This window comes from Microcoleus sp. Pol17C6 (assembly GCF_036701145.1).
GTDB lineage: Bacteria > Cyanobacteriota > Cyanobacteriia > Cyanobacteriales > Microcoleaceae > Microcoleus.
Genome location: NZ_JAUBQH010000034.1, coordinates 1 through 16745 on the forward strand (window position 1 = coordinate 1; position 16745 = coordinate 16745).

The window sequence follows — 16745 nt, forward strand, 5'->3', positions numbered from 1 at the left end:
GTTTCATCCTATTTTACCTTTTTTGGTCTACCCCCTTGACAATTTGCACTTTTTCTTAACTTGTCACAAATGAGCAGGGGGGGACTGGATAGCACTCTATCTAGGTTTTAGGTTTTAGGTTAGATGCTGAGTCTCTTCCGCCTACCACCGAGCACTTATTTTTGAGAAGTGTCGCCTAGACATAAGTGAACAAACCTAGAGCGCTCTGAGTTAAAAATCTGTCCTGCAAAACGGCAATTAGTTCGTAATTTGAATTTTCTTCGCGGTAAATAGCAGTGCCAGAAATTCCCTGAATCGGAGAGCCATCTAAAAGGTAGTCAGACGCACTTCCTTGCAGTTGAATTGTGTCGGCAAAGGGCAGATAATCAGTAATTAATGCGTAGTCAGCATCGCCGCCAACATTGTAGAAAGCCTGACCGGGCGCGCCGAGAACGAAGGTATCCAATCCTGTCCCGCCAATCAGCGTATCTGCATCAATTTCCGCCCCGTAACCGTAAGCAATTATTCGGTCATTTCCGGTACCGCCGTCTAAATAGTCGCTGCCATCGCGACCTACGCCACTATCAGTTAGGATGTCGTTTCCATCGCCGCCGTAAAGAGAATCATTTTCCGTGCCGCCGATGAGAAAATCATCTCCAAACTCGCCGTCTAATTTATCGTTTCCGCTACCTCCAATTAGGATGTCATCCGCATACCCGCCCCGCAGTTCGTCGTTACCGCTACCCCCATTTAATTGGTCGTATCCATAGCCGCCGTCGAGGAAGTCATCGCCATTTTCACCAAATAGTTGGTCGTTGCCAAAACCGCCATAGAGTGTATCGTCATCTTCGCCACCGTACAGAAAGTCGTTTCCGCCCAAGCCTACCAGAGAATCATCCCCTGCTAAGCCGTAGATGACATCATATTCTGTGGTTCCTTTCAAGCTGTCTGCTGCTTCTGTTCCAGTGATAACCATTGTTTTAGTTCCTTCAATTGCTAGTCGCGAGCGCAAATCGTGCGAGCGAAATTTCCCTCGAAGTGGGATGGCAAAATCTCAGAGGGCGATCGCTCTCCCTTAATCACTTATATCTACTTTAACTATTTTAAAATTTTTCGACCAGTCGCTTGTTTGAGTGACACTCATTTTAGGGAACTCAACTGCTGAATGAGCCAATAAAGCGCTCCTTCCACATCAGCAACCTGCTCAACATCGGGAATCTGCGGGCGCTACACCATCACCACCGGAATTCCCAGTTTTCTAGCCGCAACAACTTTAGCATAAGTAGCAGATACCCCGCTGTTTTTACTAACAATTATATCAAGCTGGTATTTTAATAGTAATTGCCGCTCGTATTCCAATGTCAAAGGCTCCTTGCTAATAACAATTTACCGTTAGGTAGAGGAGTATTTAGTGCAGGAGGCTCGATCGCCCGCATCAAAAACCAAATAGTCACTAATGTAGGGTGCGTCAATCGATTTGAGATTTGAGATTTGAGATTTTAGAGACGACCCCACGGATAAATGCTCTTTCTTGAGGATTTGAGATTTGAGATTTGGGATTGATTCCACGGATAAATCACGTGGCGGGTACCACCTTTGAAATTCCTGCCTGGTCAGGGAAAACGATATTACCCGAAAGCAGGGCACGGTAGTGCGGTTTCCCTACAAATCCGGCGATCGTTACATCCGATCCGTGCGATCGGGCAATCGACAAAATTGCTGTAGGGAAATCGCACTACCGTTTCCTGACTGCCGTTTTCTTACCCGCTTTTTTAAATTTGCATAAATTTTCAGTAAATACCGATCTACACACTCACCAAACCCAACAGTTAAAATATACCCAATAAAAATTATCACCTCCTAGCTGTTTTTTAGGCTAGCTAAATATCAGGGAGTGCATCTACGTGTCAATAAATAAAACGCTCAAAGGCAGAGCCACTACACCTGCTGCAGGTTTTACAATGATTGAGCTATTGATAATTATTTTAATCATAGGAATATTTAGTGCGATCGTCGCCCCCTCTTGGCTAATGTTTATCAACAACCACCGTTTAAAGCTATCGCTCGATCGAGCTTATTGGGCAATGGAACTTGCCCACAGCAACGCAAAACGCGACAAAATTTCATGGCAAGCCAGCTTCAAACAAGTAGGAGAAAATGTACAAATAGCAGTTCACCCAGCCGACATCTCCCCCGGCCAAGTAGCAGCCAGTCAATGGGAAAACCTAGAACCGCAAATTCAAATAGATACAGATGAAACAACAGTGCTCCAAGTAAATGAAAGCAACGAGCAAAAAGCAAACGGCCCAATCCGGCGCGTCATGTTCAACCACAGAGGTTGCCCCGTATCTCGAAGCGACCACGACTGCACGCTAACGAGTATAAGAGCCAAAGGAACCCTAACACTATATCATCCCAACTTAAGAAACAGCCAACGCTGCATCATCATCTCCACTCTTTTAGGACATAAACGCACCTCCAAAAGACAGCCCACAGCTCAAGACAAAAGATATTGTTACTAACAGAGCGATAAATTATTTTGGAGTAGGGAAACGGCATTACCGCCGCCTCAATAGCCTTGTTGTCGATCGTTAGATCCGATCGCGCGCTCAATTATTTTGGGGTAGGGAAACGGCATTGCCGTGCCCTCAATAGCCTTGTTGTGCATGCTTATCTTCGAGGTCAATTCCTGACGCAACATCTCAGATATAATCAACTACTTCTTACTCGGCGCAATCTTCTCAATAGAAATCAGCGCCTCCATCACCGACTCCACAATCGGCGCCGCCACCGTACCCCCCGAACCATCCTTCGGCTCATCAATCACCGCCAAAACCACATACCGAGGAGCCTCCACAGGCATTATCCCCACAAAGCTAGTAATAATCGCCTTGTCAGAATAACCCCCACCAGCATTAGCTTTTTGAGCCGTACCCGTTTTTCCAGCAATCCGATACCCAGGAATTTGTGCAGCTTTCCCCGTACCACCATCAACCACAGTTTCCATCATTTCTAACACCTGCTTAGTAGTTTCCGGCGAAAAAACCTGCTTAGGAACCGGCCTCGGAAGCTTCCAATAAGCTTCACCGTCCCTATCAAAAAGTCCTCGCACAACGTGAGGAGTCACCAACTTGCCACCGTTAGCCAAAGCGCCGTTAAGCTGCACCAACTGCATCGGAGTAATCGAAAAACCTTGCCCAAAGGCGGTAGTAGCAACTTCCACCGGAGAGTTAATAAATTGCTCTCGATTTTTAAGCTGACTGGTTACTTCAAAAGGCAAATCAGTTCCCGCAGTTTGTCCGAGGCCGAGTTTTTCTAAAGCTTGATAGTAAAGAGAAGCTTTCATACTTCTCATTACGTGCACCATCCCCACATTGCTAGAATGTTTCAAAATCTCAGTAACAGTCGAAGGGCCGCGCGCGCCTACGAATTTGTAATCGGAATTTTGGATAGTCCAGCCATCCATGTAAATTCGACCTTCGTCCTTAAACACAGTATTAGGTTTCACCGCACCCGCTTCCAGAGCGATCGCCACATTAATCGCTTTAAAAGTCGAACCAGGCTCATAAACATCAGTTACAGCCCAATTTTTATAGCGCGACAAATCGAAATTAAAATATTGATTCGGGTCATAAGAAGGTTCCGCTACAACTGACAGCAATTCCCCGTTACGGGCATCCATCACAATCACTGTGCCCCGCTTCGCATCGTGTTGCTTCATTTTTTCCTTAAGCGCAGTTCGGGCAGCCCGCTGCAAGCGAGTGTCGATCGTCAATTGCAATTTCAAGTCATCAAGCTGCACAAATCCGGCCGTCAGCCGATCGGGAACCCAATTCCCATTGCTCGACCTGCTAAACTGAATCGACGGCATCGATCGTTCCAACAAATTCTGCTGGCTGTATTCCACCCCGGCTTGTCCCTTCCGTTCCCCGTCCACATAACCGAGGATATCCGCCGCCAACTCCTGCTGCGGGTAAAAACGCTGCTGCTGCCGCAGCAACTCCAAGCCATCGACCAGACTCTCTTTAATTTGGATCTGAGCGACGCGATCGGCAACCTCTTGAGGCAGAGATTCCGCAATTGTAATACCGCTTTCAGCAAGATTAAACCTGCGTATCAATTCAGTTTCCGACGTAGTTCCCGGACTCAGATCGATCGCCAGCATCGGAGCCAATTTAGCAGCAATTTCCGCCTTCGAGTGGTTAAACAACTTCGGGTGAGCGTAGAGTGTGTACACCTGTCTGTCGATCGCCAAAACATTTCCTGCGCGGTCAATTATCGGGCGTCTCGGTACAAACGGCTTCGTTTTGAGAGTTTGCTGCTGCTCGGCCTGTTTACGCAGCGCCGGAGCTCGCGTCACCTGCAAATAAAACAAATTCACAGCCAGCCCCAGCCCCCCCAGCATCAACACCGCCCACACGGCCCACAAACGGAACTTGCTGCGCTTTAAACGCTCCACCGGTCGCCCCCAAGATGCAGCCGTCTGTTGTGGCGATCGGCCGAAACTGCCCGAAGATTTAGGTTTGGCTGGTTTTTCCCACCCAGTGCGATCGCCCTCCTGTTTTGTGCGTTTGAAATTCGGCGATCTGTAGCGGTCAAAACGGGGGTCGTAGCTCATGGCATTAAAAATTCAATAGCAAGTTAGAGCGTTTTAGAATTTATAATTTATAACTTAAATCTTAAAATATAAAATTTACAACTTGGGAATGAGCAGTCCCTATCAGGGTTGGCATCACACCTAGAGTTGGATTCTGTTTTTTGAAGTGGTCTTAATTATTTTTAATCTGTAACTTCCGGTTGGAAGCAGAAAATCGATCGCGACTTGCAAAAAAGTCAAAAAGGAAATTAGAGCCTCCAATTCTCAGGCCCTCGGACACTCAGGCCCTCGGGCGCTCTCCGCTTTGACACAGGTTTAATAGCCCAGCGGTGTTTCCACACCGGCTCCCTTCTTGAGAGCGGGTTCAGAATTTGGTGCCGCGACGGGCGATCGAGTTTCAGGGGCCGGCTGCAAGAAAATCGTGTCCCCAGGATTCTGCGGAGCCAAACCGGTTTCGGGATTTTGGGCTTCTTTAGCCAGTTGGTGTTTCAAGACTTCGCTAGAAGCACTCAATTGCTGTTCCCGGAGGCGCAGAGTTTCCAGTTTTTGATACTCCTGACTCCAGCGCTGCTCGCCGTAAACAGTCAAGCCGTAGAGACTCAGAGCACCGCCCAAAAGCATAACTGCTACCACTGAGGAGGCGCGCTGTGCCTGCAGGAGCGATCGCAACCACAGTGGCTGCTGCTGGCGATTGGGCAGGACTTTGATCACCGATGAGGACGATCGAGCCTGAGCCTGTTCGTCGGCTGGCGAGTAGTTGGGCAATACCGGTCCTGTCTTCGCCCGCCTAGCTCGGGCAATAGAAGTAACTTTGCTTTTGGCTGCGCCAGCAGCGGGCTTGCGGGTCGATCGGGAGCGGGGAGAATCGGGGGATCTGATAGCAGCGGTCATAGAGTTCACCAATACGTAAAGTGGGGTAGCTTCAGCTTGATTGAGGTTAAGAGTTTTTTGTCTCCTAGATCGCCAGTGGTGGCCATCTGCGTTCGATCGGTTATCCTTACCAAAGATACCTCACAAGCCAACCAACCCATCCTACCACTGGTCTCTTTGACTTCAGGATTTGCCAAAAAAAAGAAATCTTTGCTGGTTAGCGATAATCTATGTGAAATTTATGAATAAATGCAGTATTGTAATCAACGAGCGAATCGTTGAGCTATTCGTGCCAGCATTGTTTCTCAAGTACACTATTCCCTTCCTTGCGATGGGTTTTCAATGTTAAGGAGTTTTTATGAACAAGGGATTAATTCGTTTGACTTTGGTAGTGGGCTTGGCAGTAGCCCTCGGCGCCTGCGGAGGAGATACCACCAGCCCCAGCTCCCCTAGCCCCTCTCCGGGCGGTCCTGGCAGCACTGGCACTACTACTACTCCCCCTGCTTCTTCTGCATCTCCAAAGGCCACTCCAACTACTAGCCCTGCCCCTACTCCTAAAAAGCCCTAATTAGGGTTCTGCCGGAGTCGGTGCCCAACGAGCCTAGCCTCGGGGTGAAAAATGGTTCGCTCCTCGCATTTTTTCATCTCATCGGTCTAGGTCTCAAGTTGGGTGGTAGTGATTGTCTGATGCTTGTACTACTAAAGTTCAGTACGTCCCGTTACCGCAGCAAAGTCCGCTGATTCGCTGCGTTACAAGAGCATTCCCTTTCAACTATAAAATTTGACTCCCGGCCTGCACGTTTTGAAACTCAAGCCTGTGACAGGATGTTTGAGGAAATTGCCAGTGCTGCTGCCTCAACTGAATATTAACCGGAGGATCTCGCAGACTCGACGAAAATTTTGCACTTGATCGAGTCTCGCTTTCCTTCCCCGCCGCTGTTCCCACAGACGAGAAAAAAGCAAGCTGAGGCTTGGATGCTCGAAGACTGGCTCGATGAAAGCATCGGCATTGCTACTCGATTTGTTGACTACGAGTTTCGCGCCGGTGCGGGCAAGCAAATCAACCCGTCTGTTTTGAGTCAGTTAAGTGATTCAATTGGCGCCGCGCCAGTTCGGTATTAACCCTGCCTCGGCAGAACTCGCTCCAGTGGCGCCTGAGTGCTGCTTTAAACCTATTGCACCGTCGCTGGTAGGATGGTGCTAGTTTGGTAGGCGATGCCTTGAACAGGGCAGATATTGCTTGCTGCTGTCGCCATGCTGAGTCCTTTAGCTTGGATTCCTCAATACCGAGTTGAGAATCCTTCGCTGTTTGAGCTTATTGCCCAAATTCACCGACTTTGTGGGGAAACCCAGCCTCCGGGAGGTGAAATTCTACCGATCGGGCGATCGTCCCTGCCTGAAAATTCCAGGTAAACTATTAACTCCTCCCCAACACTTACTCTGCTGGACCCTGCGGCAGCGGCAAATCGACAATAGTTTAAAAAAGTGGTATATCACATTTTAATAAAAAGTCAAGGATATTTTGGAAAAAATATAAATTTTTCAATTTGTTTTAATATTTCTATACTTAGATGTTAGCAGTAAAACCCCAGCTAGGCCACCGGCAAGGCAACCGCCTGCTGTGTGTGCAAGGGAACGGCTGGATCTGCTGCAGGCAAAATTATGCTAATCAGTGGTAGGATCAGCGATCAAAAATGTATCGAAATGTAAAGTGCAGCGCCGCTCTAGGTTTTGAAAGCCATTTAGTTAAAAGATTGAGGTAAGTAGTTTTATGCCCGCGACCGTCCCCTTTGAACAGATTGACCGCATTGTTTGGAATCAGCACCACGATCCATTTGAAGTGCTAGGCCCTCACGCGATCGAAGAAAATGGCAAAAAAGTATGGGTCGTCCGAGCTTATCTGCCGAATGCGGATGCGGTATCCGTAGTTTTGCCGGAGGCCAGGGCCGAATACCTGATGAAATCAGAGCATCACCCTCACTTTTTTGAATGTACGATCGACACCCCAGAACTAGCAAACTATCAATTGCGGGTCAAAGAAGGGGAACACGAGCGCTTCATCTACGATCCGTACGCCTTTCGATCGCCCAAACTCACAGAATTCGACCAGCACCTATTCTCAGAAGGAAATCACCACCGCATTTATGAAAAACTCGGGGCGCACCTCACCGAGGTAGGGGGGATCACAGGAGTATATTTTGCCGTTTGGGCCCCGAATGCCCGAAATGTATCAGTTTTAGGAGATTTCAACTATTGGGACGGCCGCAAACATCAAATGCGGAAATCGCAAAACGGCATCTGGGAATTATTTATTCCGGGACTATCCGTGGGAACTTCCTACAAATACGAAGTGAAAAACCAAGACGGACATCCCTACGAAAAGTCCGATCCTTATGGTTTCCAGCAAGAAGTGCGGCCAAAAACAGCATCAATTGTCACGGACTTAGACACCTACACTTGGAACGACAGCGCTTGGATCGAAAAGCGGCGGCACACGGACCAACTGACGCAGCCGGTTTCGGTTTACGAATGCCACATCGGTTCTTGGCTGCACGCCGCTACTGACGAACCCGCCGTGCTACCAAATGGGGAAATAGAACCCCCAGTGCAAGTTTCGGAACTCAATCCCGGGGCGCGCTTTCTGACTTACCGGGAATTGGCCGATCGGCTGATACCCTACGTCAAAGATTTGGGATTCACTCACATCGAAATGCTGCCCATCGCGGAACATCCTTTCGACGGTTCTTGGGGCTATCAAGTCACCGGGTATTTCGCCCCAACTTCCCGCTACGGCAAACCTGAAGATTTCATGTATTTTGTTGACCAGTGCCACGCCAACGGCATTGGCGTACTCGTGGACTGGGTACCGGGACATTTCCCCAAAGACGGCCACGGCTTGGCTTTCTTTGATGGAACTCACTTGTACGAACACGCCGACTCCCGCAAGGGCGAACACAAAGAGTGGGGAACCCTAGTCTTTAACTACGGCCGCAACGAAGTGCGGAATTTCCTAGTATCAAACGCTCTGTTCTGGTTTGACAAGTACCACATCGACGGGATTCGCGTAGATGCCGTAGCCTCGATGCTTTATTTGGATTACTGCCGCGAACCTGGAGAATGGCTGACCAACCAGTACGGGGGTCGGGAAAATATCGAGGCGGCCGATTTTCTGCGACAGGCGAATCACGTCATTTTTAGCTATTTCCCAGGGGTGCTGTCGATCGCCGAAGAATCTACCTCTTGGCCGATGGTATCTTGGCCGACGTATGTAGGGGGTTTGGGCTTCAACCTGAAGTGGAACATGGGTTGGATGCACGATATGCTCGACTATTACCACATGGACCCGTGGTTCCGCCAGTTCCACCAGAACAACATAACTTTCAGTATGTGGTACAACCACAGCGAGAATTTCATGCTGGCTTTGTCCCACGATGAAGTAGTGCACGGCAAGGCTCACATCATCGGGAAAATGCCAGGGGACGAATGGCAAAAGTTTGCAAACGTGCGGTGTTTGTTTACTTTTATGTTTACTCATCCCGGAAAGAAAACGATCTTTATGGGCATGGAGTTCGGCCAGTGGCACGAGTGGAACGTTTGGGGAGATTTGCAGTGGCAGTTGCTGCAATTCGAGCCGCACCAAAAGTTGAAGCTGTTTTTTAAAGATTTGAACAATTTGTACCGCAGCGAAAGGGCACTTTACAGTCAAGATTTTGCTGAGGATGGGTTTGAGTGGATTGATTGCAGCGACAATCGACACAGTGTCGTGGCATTTGTGCGCCGAGAGAAGGATGGGGACGAGTTTGTGGTGACGGTGTGCAATTTTACGCCCCAGCCGCACTCTCACTATCGCGTAGGAGTGCCGGAACCAGGTTTCTATACGGAGTTGTTTAACAGCGACGCGCGGGAATACGGCGGCAGCAATATGGGGAATTTGGGGGGCAAATGGACTGAGGAGTGGTGGTTCCACAACAGTGCTTATTCGATCGACTTGTGTTTGCCGCCTTTGGGTGTGTTGATTTTAAAGCTCGATCGGGCAAAAACAACAGCAAAATCTCAAGAGTTTTAAATTGTGAGTCGTGAGAGTTTTGAGTTAAGAAGAATCAAAACTTGATTAAACCTAAAAATTTGAGGGTATTCAGAAACCCGGTTTCTCCAAGAAATCGGGTTTTTTTTGTTTTGTTGTTGTGATGAATATCTGGACGGGGTTATCAACCCGTCAAAAGACCTACTGATGGCGGAGCGTTGCATAATAGGGGGACGATTTTGATTTTTTTGTAGGTTTGCCCATGCTCCCGAAGGCGTGTATTTTCACAGCAGGCGGGACGCTTAACCCATACTCCCCACAAGAATCATCCTCCAATTGTGCCAAGCCGAATCAATGATAATTAGGCGCAATAAACTACCATTTTTTCTAATGTGTATCATGGCTATGGAATGAAAAATAAATAAGTTGATGAGTTATCGGTTATAATGAAAAAAGTGCGCTTATGGCAATTTTCCCCAAAACCGAGATTAACTCACAACGGATTTTTCTCCTCAACTACTCTAATTGGCGTTTGAATCCATGTTTTATCCTAATTCAATTGAGTCAGAAATGAAAAATTTTTATAAATCCTTATCAGAAAAGGATAAAAGAAGGTATGCAGCTATAGAATCTCAAAAATTAGGATGGGGTGGAATTAGCTATGTAACGCAACTTTTGGGCTGCAGCCGAAATACCATCATCAAGGGATTGGAAGATTTAGAAAAAATGGACTCAGAGACACTAAATAATTCCAGGATCAGAAAGAAAGGAGGGGGAAGAAAAAGTATTCTGTCTACTCAAATTGGCATTGACGCAGCATTTTTAGAAGTTTTAAAAAACCACACAGCCGGAGACCCAATGAATGAGTTAATCAAATGGACTAATTTGACGCAGAAAGAAATAGCTTCTGGACTAAAAGCAGCAGGTTTTACCATTAGTTTACCCTTAGTCGCAAAGCTATTAAAAAAGCATGGATATGTGAAACGAAAAGCCCAAAAAAAGCAAACAATAGGAAGCAACAAAAATCGGGACGCTCAATTTAAAAATATTGCGAGACTAGATACAGAGTATAGAGAAGCAAGCAATCCTATCCGACGTTTTGATACCAAAAAGAAAGAAGTTTTAGGAAATTTGTATCGTCCGGGAACTCTCTATACAAAGGAACCTGTGACTACTTTCGATCATGATTTTTGGAGTTTAGGTCACGGGAAAGTGATTCCGCATGGGGTTTATGATTCTCAACAAAACCGAGGATATATAACATTAGGAAACAGTAAAGATACCAGTGAGTTTGCGTGTGAGTCTTTAAAAAACTGGTGGAATAATTATGGTAAAGCCACCTACCCTAACGCTAATTCTATCTTAGCTAAATGTGATGGTGGAGGCAGTAATAATGCTAATCATTATATTTTCAAAGAAGATTTGCAGAAATTAGTTAATGAAATAGGAATTGAGATCAGAATTGCTCATTACCCTCCTTATACATCTAAATATAATCCCATAGAACATAGACTTTTTCCTCATATTACCAGGGCTTGTCAAGGAGTAATTTTTACAAGTTTAGAATTAGTCAAAGCTCTCGTAGAAAAAACTCAAACTAAAACGGGACTATCTGTAGCTGTAAATATCCTTAATAAAGTTTATGAAACTGGCCGAAAGGTAGCTGATAATTTCAAAAATACTATGCAAATTGTTTTTGATGAATATTTGCCCAAATGGAATTATCGAGCCGTACCTCAACCTGAGTAATTGATTAAGTTATTTATTTTTCATTCCTATGTTCTTAATTATATCTATGTTCTGAGGGGGTTGTCATCCAGGTAAGTGCGTAAATCATGTTCTTTTTTAAGTGGTATTAATTACCAATGCCAATTTTTGATGCCCAATTTTTAATGCCCAATTTTTAATTTCGAGTATCGGAAGCCCCAAGATTATAAGAAACTTTAGACGGTTCAACTGTTACTACTTCCGAAATAGATTGTTCGGCTGCTACCTCTAAAGTTGGCAGTGGTAGATGCTTCATTTCCCAAACTTTCAGCAAAATTAGATATTCATAAAAAGCTTGCAGCGTGCACCAAGCCAATCCCGCTTGGCCGTCAAGAAATCCGCCCAGTAAAATATACATATAGAAAAAGCGCACCACAGGCCGCAAAGGCAAGCGCAAAGAAAAATCTTTCAAAGCGCGGCGCCTTTCCACCTCCGACGCGCCAAACAATAAATCCCACCAATTTACTTGACCCGCTTCTAATTGACGGAGAGTTTCAGCCGCCTCGTCAGTCGAGTAGCGGTTGTGCTTTTCAATCCAGCGGGAAAGACCTTTGCTGCAAGTATAGTGAGGGTAAGTTTCCTTCAAAAAGTGAGTAGGCCCGTTGCAGACTTCCCGTTCCGTGTGACCGTAGTCAGTAAACCACACTCGATCTTTGCGAAAGAGACGCATTTGATAGCGGGGATATTGAGTGCTGCGGCGAATCCAGCGCTCCATAAATATTACTTTTTCAGCTACGTAATAGCCGATATATTCTTGACTTTCGATCGCCTTTAAGCATTCAGCAAACAGTGCAGGCGTCATCCGCTCGTCAGCTTCGAGGATATAAACCCATTCGTACTTGCACGGGACTTCTTGGAGCATCCAAGTCCGCTGGCGTCCGTGAGTTTCAAAGCGGTGCTGCACTGTTTGCACGGCATAGTTCTGAACAATCTCAAGGGTGCGATCGGTGCTGAAAGAATCAACTACAATGATATCGTCACAAAGCAGCGCCGATTCAATGCAAGCGGCGATATCAATCTCTTCGTTGTAAGTCAGAATATAAATTGAGAACATTCCCAGCTTTCAGTAAGGGCAAACTATTGGGTAAACAAACTATTTCTCAGGGATGTCTCGACCAGCGCTATCCCTGCCAGCGCTGGTCAATTTTTGCGGCGGCCGAACCGCAGAATTCCCATGCTTCTCAATCCCGTCCAACCAACAGTAATGTAGCCGATCGCTAAAAGCAAACTCGTGATTCCCGTCTGCAAACTCGAATTTCTCGATCGAGTTCTTAACTCTTTCTCTTTTTGTTGCTTGCGGGTGCGAATCTCATTACGAGCTTGAGTGGGAAGTGATTGAGCTTGCTGTTCCAGGAACTTGTCGAGGGCTTTCGGGTCATTTTTCGACTCCTGAAGCACAGCTTTCAATTCCTTGGGAACCTCTGGACTCTTGAGTGCTTGTTGCAGCTTCCCGTCGTCTTCCAGCAGCGCCCCTATCTGGCTGCGACGCTGGCTTTTGAGCTGTTCTACCTGAGCTTTAAATTGAGGGCTTTTAAGTTGTGCCTCAAGTTGACCTTCCGCTTGTCCCGCTTCTTGATCGACTTGAGCCAGAGCATCCTTGAGTTCCAAACGAGTATTGTTGAGGTGAACGGGAACCAGAGATAGGTAAACTAGACCTAACAAGCTGGAAATCAACAGCGCCCAGAATCGCAAGTCCAGCCAAACGTTGCGTCGCTCAATAGAGACTCCACTGCTGCTGTCAACCCAAAAACCAGTCATCAGGAGGGCGATACCGATCAAAGGAATAATGCCCTTGTCAACTATCTGAGTTGCAGCAGTCAACTGCCAGCCTCGATTGAGAAGGTCTGAAGTTTCTCCCGGCAGCGACAGAACAATGCAGTCAAGCAAAGCAGAGAGAATCAAGATAATCCCAACTACTTTTAGAGTTCGAGCAGCTACTGAAGAAAATTGACGGCTATTACTTGCTTTCATAATTCGTGTTAGATAATTCTACACCGTTAGATTCAATGGGGTAGTTGAGTGGATTTTGTTCAAGGAGTTAAGCTATTTTCCACCAAAATAGCTGCTTCGGGTACCGACCTCGACTTTCCTATGGGTTTTCACAAGCTGCGGTTGCGACCCAAAAGGTCGAGTTTCTGCACAGCTATATAGAGTTGGACACAGGAGGCTGCGCGCTTCTGGGATGGCTGTAAGGCTTGGTCAAGATAGCGCCCAGAAACTGCTGCAAGCAACTGCTGGCTTCTTCTATAGTCTGGCGAATCCAGCGTAAAGATGAGCTCTGCACGCTTAGGTTCCAGCTTTTAACTAGCTTTCGCTCGCGCGGCGGTGTCAGAAATAATAGACACAGGAGGAGCGCGTTTCGCTGGGTTTCACCCCCTAGGGTTCTCACTACCCGAGCGCCTGCCCGAGGCGGTGGAACTAAATCCCTTGTCTTATAGTAATTGATATAAGAGAGGGCGGGAATAAATAATTGTTTACCAACCTTTTTAACCTCCAGTTACCAACAGCAGGATACGGCAGTCACCGATAGACGAGTACCTGTTTGTGACGGAGGAATTATGTTTTGCATATCTGCTTCGCCCTCGGTAGTTTTTCCTTATCCATTCTGGGTTAAAAGTTACCATTTAGTTATTAATATTTAGTTATAGATAAATATTAATGAGTAGGATATTGAATGATTGATTTTTTAATATCGAAAGTGCAAAGATCACATTTTTTGGTAGGATAATTTTGATCGCTGTTTAAATTGGGTGGTAATGACTGCAATGATTTCTGATGTTTACACTTTGAGAGAACTTGAAAGATCGATCGCATCCGATCCGGACAAGTGGCGTCCGATCGTGTTTACTAACGGCTGCTTCGATATCCTGCACTGCGGCCACGTCCGCTATTTGCAGGCGGCAAAAAATTTGGGGCGATCGCTCGTGGTGGGATTGAATAGCGACGCCAGCGTGCAAGCTATCAAACCGCAGCAGCCGGGATTGCCAGCCCGCCCGATCGTACCGGAAAATCAGCGAGCCGAAGTGTTAGCCGCTCTCAAACCAGTAGACGCCGTAGTAATTTTTTCCGAGATTACAGCAACTAAACTGATAAATATCCTGAAGCCTGATATATACGTTAAAGGAGGCGACTATCAAGTCGAAACTCTGCCGGAAGCACCGGCCGTTATCGCCGGAGGTGGCAAGATTTCCTTGATCGAAATAGAAGTTCCGAGTTCTACCAGTGCGATCGTCAAACGCATTTTACAATTAGGTACTTAACCCTTGATCGCAAACAGCAAACAGTGAGCTAAACTCAGAAGTTGCCCCATCAAAAAACACGCTTGGTACGCGCGGCGAAGCTATCCCGTAGGGAATCGCTCGTACAACTTCATCCCAATTGCTAAGCAGGAGATAATTTTAATGGAACTCACAAGCAATAACACGATCGCGGAAATCCTACAAAGACACAAAGCAGAGTTACTAGCAGACTGGCTCAAAGAACTGCAAAATACCGGGCTGCGGCGGGACGACTTGATGAGAGCCAAAGAATTGCGCTCCGAGTGTCAAGAGTTCCTGCAATTGCTCCATATTGCAGTCGGGAACGGTAACTTTAGCGACATCCAGACACCCGAATGGGAAAATATGCGGGTGCTGCTAGCAGAAGTTTCGCGATCGCGCGTTCAGAGAGGCTTTACTCCCTCAGAGATAGCGAGTTTCATTTTATGCTTCAAAAAGCCATTGTTCGATCGGCTTTGTCATGAACTGACAGAAAACCGCGACGCACTTGTCGAACAACTTTGGCTTTCCACCAGTTTATTAGACCAGCTTGGCCTTTGGGTGACAGAAATTTTTCTCAAAGCTCGCGAAGAAGTCATTGAACGCCAGCAGCAAGAAATGCTCGAATTGTCAACACCCGTAGTCAAACTTTGGCAAGGCATTCTCGCTTTACCCATGATCGGGACTCTCGACAGTGCCCGCACTCAAATAGTCATGGAAACTCTGTTGCAGGAAATCATGGAAACAGGCTCAGAATTTGCAATTTTAGACATTACAGGTGTGCCGACTGTTGACACTTTAGTTGCTCAACATTTATTAAAAACTGTAGCCGCCGCCCGTTTAATGGGTACTGAGTGCATCATCAGTGGCATTCGCCCGCAAATAGCTCAAACCATAGTTCATTTGGGAGTTGACTTGCAGGATATTCTCACAAAAGCTACTTTAGCAGATGCTTTTAAAGTTGCGTTACAGCGCCAAGGTTTAACCATAAAAAATCTTAAAGAGGAAAGATAAGTATATTACATTTTTGACAGAAAGAACTCAAGTAAAAATTAACGAGTAGGTGAATTGGTGGAACGAATACCGATACTTCAAATGGGAGAATTTCTGCTAGTAACAATTCAAGTAGATATGCACGATCGCTTAGCAATGACCCTGCAAGATGACCTGACGAACCGCATCGTCAAAACAGGCGTTAAAGGTGTGTTAATTGAAATTTCTTCCCTAGAAATAGTAGATTCCTTTATCGGTCGCATTATCAACAATATCGCTAGTATGTCGCGAATTTTAGATGCGGAAACAGTTGTGGTCGGGATGCAGCCAGCGGTTGCTATTACCCTCGTTGAATTAGGGCTTTCCCTGACAGGCGTTCGCACAGCTTTAAGCGTTGAAAAAGGCATGATTTTGTTAAGAAAATCCTTGGGTTTCTCTCCTGACGAGCAAGAAGCGTAAGCAGTCGATTAATTGTCCCCTAAATGAGGCACAGGCAGTCAAGCAACCTAGTTTGTTTGTAGATACCTTGTTGACAAACTAAAGATTTCTGAGGACAGGGCTTACGCACTCAAGGGGGTTAAATCAAGGGTTTGAGATGGCTTCACTATGTTCTCTATTGAGAGAAAATCGTAGTAAGTGCGTAAGTCCTATTAGGAGAAACTAAGTTGACGAGCGTAAGTCCTATATTTTGTGGAGAAGTTCTATTTTGGTACAGTAGCCGCCATGTCAAAACGTGAGACACTAGAAATCCGATCGTCATCCGATATAGTCCACGTCCGGCAGCAAGTGCGAGCTTGGGCTGTAGCAATGGGATTCGGTTTATTAGACCAAACGAAAATCGTTACCGCAGCCAGCGAACTCGCCCGCAATACTGTAGACTACGGCAAAGGGGGAACTGTAACTCTCGAAACGCTGCAATTAGGAACCCGCAAAGGGCTGAGGCTGATATTTGAAGACAAGGGCCCGGGAATTCCAGACATCGAATTAGCACTGACCGACGGTTATACTTCTAATCACGGTTTGGGTTTGGGGCTGAGTGGTTCCAAGCGGTTGATGCACGAATTTGAGATTGTTTCCAAAGTGGGTAAGGGGACTAAAATTGCGATCGTCCGCTGGCGCTGAAGAAGTAATACGATTTGAGAGTTGAGATTTTAGATTAAAGCATTGGGAATGAGTGAGGACGATCGGGGTTTGGAGCTTGCGTATAGTTGTATTATTTTTTAAATTGGTATAAAGAGTAACCAGCAAAGCCAAGAAG

The 16745-nt window shown here is 46.4% G+C and carries 17 protein-coding genes; 10 read left to right on the forward strand and 7 right to left on the reverse strand.

Features of this window, described 5'->3' with window-relative positions; genetic code table 11:
- Positions 1–175: 175 nt before the first annotated feature.
- On the reverse strand, positions 176–955 hold the full coding sequence (locus QUA25_RS17625) for a calcium-binding protein (RefSeq protein ID WP_333040006.1): 780 nt from the start codon (positions 953–955) through the stop codon (positions 176–178).
- Between the two features lie 251 nt (positions 956–1206).
- Positions 1207–1338 carry a precorrin-6A/cobalt-precorrin-6A reductase gene (locus QUA25_RS17630; RefSeq protein ID WP_333040008.1) on the reverse strand — a complete coding sequence of 44 codons (132 nt, stop codon included), beginning with the start codon at positions 1336–1338 and terminating at the stop codon, positions 1207–1209.
- Positions 1339–1883: 545 nt separating this feature from the next.
- On the opposite strand from QUA25_RS17630, the gene QUA25_RS17635 reads away from it, so the two are divergent.
- Positions 1884–2501 (forward strand): prepilin-type N-terminal cleavage/methylation domain-containing protein, encoded by a 618-nt coding sequence (locus tag QUA25_RS17635; RefSeq protein WP_333040009.1) that lies wholly within the window; start codon positions 1884–1886, stop codon positions 2499–2501.
- Between the two features lie 194 nt (positions 2502–2695).
- On the opposite strand, the gene QUA25_RS17640 is transcribed toward QUA25_RS17635, so the two are convergent.
- On the reverse strand, positions 2696–4597 hold the full coding sequence (locus QUA25_RS17640) for a penicillin-binding protein 2 (RefSeq protein WP_333040011.1): 1902 nt from the start codon (positions 4595–4597) through the stop codon (positions 2696–2698).
- Positions 4598–4891: 294 nt separating this feature from the next.
- Complete coding sequence (locus QUA25_RS17645; RefSeq protein WP_333040013.1) at positions 4892–5467, reverse strand: hypothetical protein; 576 nt, start codon at positions 5465–5467, stop codon at positions 4892–4894.
- Between the two features lie 337 nt (positions 5468–5804).
- Between QUA25_RS17645 and QUA25_RS17650 the strand changes: the two genes are divergently transcribed.
- The 5 genes from QUA25_RS17650 to QUA25_RS17670 all read left to right on the forward strand — a co-directional run bounded on the left by QUA25_RS17650 (position 5805) and on the right by QUA25_RS17670 (position 11219).
- Positions 5805–6014 carry a serine protease gene (locus QUA25_RS17650; protein WP_333040014.1) on the forward strand — a complete coding sequence of 70 codons (210 nt, stop codon included), beginning with the start codon at positions 5805–5807 and terminating at the stop codon, positions 6012–6014.
- Positions 6015–6346: 332 nt separating this feature from the next.
- Entirely contained in the window at positions 6347–6568 is a 222-nt protein-coding gene (locus QUA25_RS17655) for a hypothetical protein (protein ID WP_333040015.1), read from the forward strand.
- Between the two features lie 114 nt (positions 6569–6682).
- Entirely contained in the window at positions 6683–6859 is a 177-nt protein-coding gene (locus QUA25_RS17660; RefSeq protein ID WP_333040016.1) for a hypothetical protein, read from the forward strand.
- A 358-nt stretch (positions 6860–7217) separates the two neighbouring features.
- Positions 7218–9512 carry a 1,4-alpha-glucan branching enzyme gene (glgB, locus tag QUA25_RS17665; RefSeq protein WP_333040018.1) on the forward strand — a complete coding sequence of 765 codons (2295 nt, stop codon included), beginning with the start codon at positions 7218–7220 and terminating at the stop codon, positions 9510–9512.
- 528 nt (positions 9513–10040) lie between these two features.
- A complete protein-coding gene (locus QUA25_RS17670; protein WP_333040019.1) occupies positions 10041–11219 on the forward strand; it encodes an ISAzo13 family transposase in 1179 nt (392 codons plus the stop codon).
- Positions 11220–11373: 154 nt separating this feature from the next.
- Here the strand turns inward: QUA25_RS17670 and QUA25_RS17675 are convergent, their stop codons facing one another.
- The 3 genes from QUA25_RS17675 to QUA25_RS17685 all read right to left on the reverse strand — a co-directional run bounded on the left by QUA25_RS17675 (position 11374) and on the right by QUA25_RS17685 (position 13521).
- Complete coding sequence (locus QUA25_RS17675; protein WP_333040020.1) at positions 11374–12291, reverse strand: glycosyltransferase family 2 protein; 918 nt, start codon at positions 12289–12291, stop codon at positions 11374–11376.
- Between the two features lie 86 nt (positions 12292–12377).
- Entirely contained in the window at positions 12378–13208 is an 831-nt protein-coding gene (gene hpsJ-B, locus QUA25_RS17680; RefSeq protein ID WP_333040022.1) for a hormogonium polysaccharide biosynthesis protein HpsJ, read from the reverse strand.
- A gap of 172 nt (positions 13209–13380) precedes the next feature.
- A complete protein-coding gene (locus tag QUA25_RS17685; RefSeq protein ID WP_333040024.1) occupies positions 13381–13521 on the reverse strand; it encodes a hypothetical protein in 141 nt (46 codons plus the stop codon).
- A 472-nt stretch (positions 13522–13993) separates the two neighbouring features.
- Between QUA25_RS17685 and rfaE2 the strand changes: the two genes are divergently transcribed.
- The 4 genes from rfaE2 (at position 13994) to QUA25_RS17705 (ending at position 16609) form a co-directional block, all read left to right on the forward strand.
- Positions 13994–14497 (forward strand): D-glycero-beta-D-manno-heptose 1-phosphate adenylyltransferase, encoded by a 504-nt coding sequence (gene rfaE2 / locus QUA25_RS17690; RefSeq protein WP_333040026.1) that lies wholly within the window; start codon positions 13994–13996, stop codon positions 14495–14497.
- Positions 14498–14638: 141 nt separating this feature from the next.
- Positions 14639–15508, forward strand: a complete 870-nt coding sequence (locus QUA25_RS17695) for an STAS domain-containing protein (protein ID WP_333040028.1) — start codon at positions 14639–14641, stop codon at positions 15506–15508.
- 57 nt (positions 15509–15565) lie between these two features.
- Entirely contained in the window at positions 15566–15946 is a 381-nt protein-coding gene (locus QUA25_RS17700) for an STAS domain-containing protein (RefSeq protein ID WP_333040030.1), read from the forward strand.
- 264 nt (positions 15947–16210) lie between these two features.
- Positions 16211–16609: an anti-sigma regulatory factor gene (locus QUA25_RS17705; protein WP_333040032.1), complete on the forward strand. Its 399-nt coding sequence runs from the start codon at positions 16211–16213 to the stop codon at positions 16607–16609.
- Positions 16610–16745: the final 136 nt, after the last annotated feature.

Excerpts from the sequence above, each read along its gene's own strand:
- QUA25_RS17625 (WP_333040006.1), bottom strand. The coding sequence starts at position 955 with ATGGTTATCACTGGAACAGAAGCAGCAGACAGCTTGAAAGGAACCACA.
- QUA25_RS17645 (WP_333040013.1), bottom strand. The coding sequence starts at position 5,467 with ATGACCGCTGCTATCAGATCCCCCGATTCTCCCCGCTCCCGATCGACC.
- hpsJ-B (WP_333040022.1), bottom strand. The coding sequence starts at position 13,208 with ATGAAAGCAAGTAATAGCCGTCAATTTTCTTCAGTAGCTGCTCGAACT.
- QUA25_RS17675 (WP_333040020.1), bottom strand. The coding sequence starts at position 12,291 with ATGTTCTCAATTTATATTCTGACTTACAACGAAGAGATTGATATCGCC.
- rfaE2 (WP_333040026.1), top strand. The coding sequence starts at position 13,994 with ATGACTGCAATGATTTCTGATGTTTACACTTTGAGAGAACTTGAAAGA.
- QUA25_RS17695 (WP_333040028.1), top strand. The coding sequence starts at position 14,639 with ATGGAACTCACAAGCAATAACACGATCGCGGAAATCCTACAAAGACAC.
- QUA25_RS17705 (WP_333040032.1), top strand. The coding sequence starts at position 16,211 with ATGTCAAAACGTGAGACACTAGAAATCCGATCGTCATCCGATATAGTC.
- glgB (WP_333040018.1), top strand. The coding sequence starts at position 7,218 with ATGCCCGCGACCGTCCCCTTTGAACAGATTGACCGCATTGTTTGGAAT.
- QUA25_RS17640 (WP_333040011.1), bottom strand. The coding sequence starts at position 4,597 with ATGAGCTACGACCCCCGTTTTGACCGCTACAGATCGCCGAATTTCAAA.
- QUA25_RS17670 (WP_333040019.1), top strand. The coding sequence starts at position 10,041 with ATGAAAAATTTTTATAAATCCTTATCAGAAAAGGATAAAAGAAGGTAT.
- QUA25_RS17650 (WP_333040014.1), top strand. The coding sequence starts at position 5,805 with ATGAACAAGGGATTAATTCGTTTGACTTTGGTAGTGGGCTTGGCAGTA.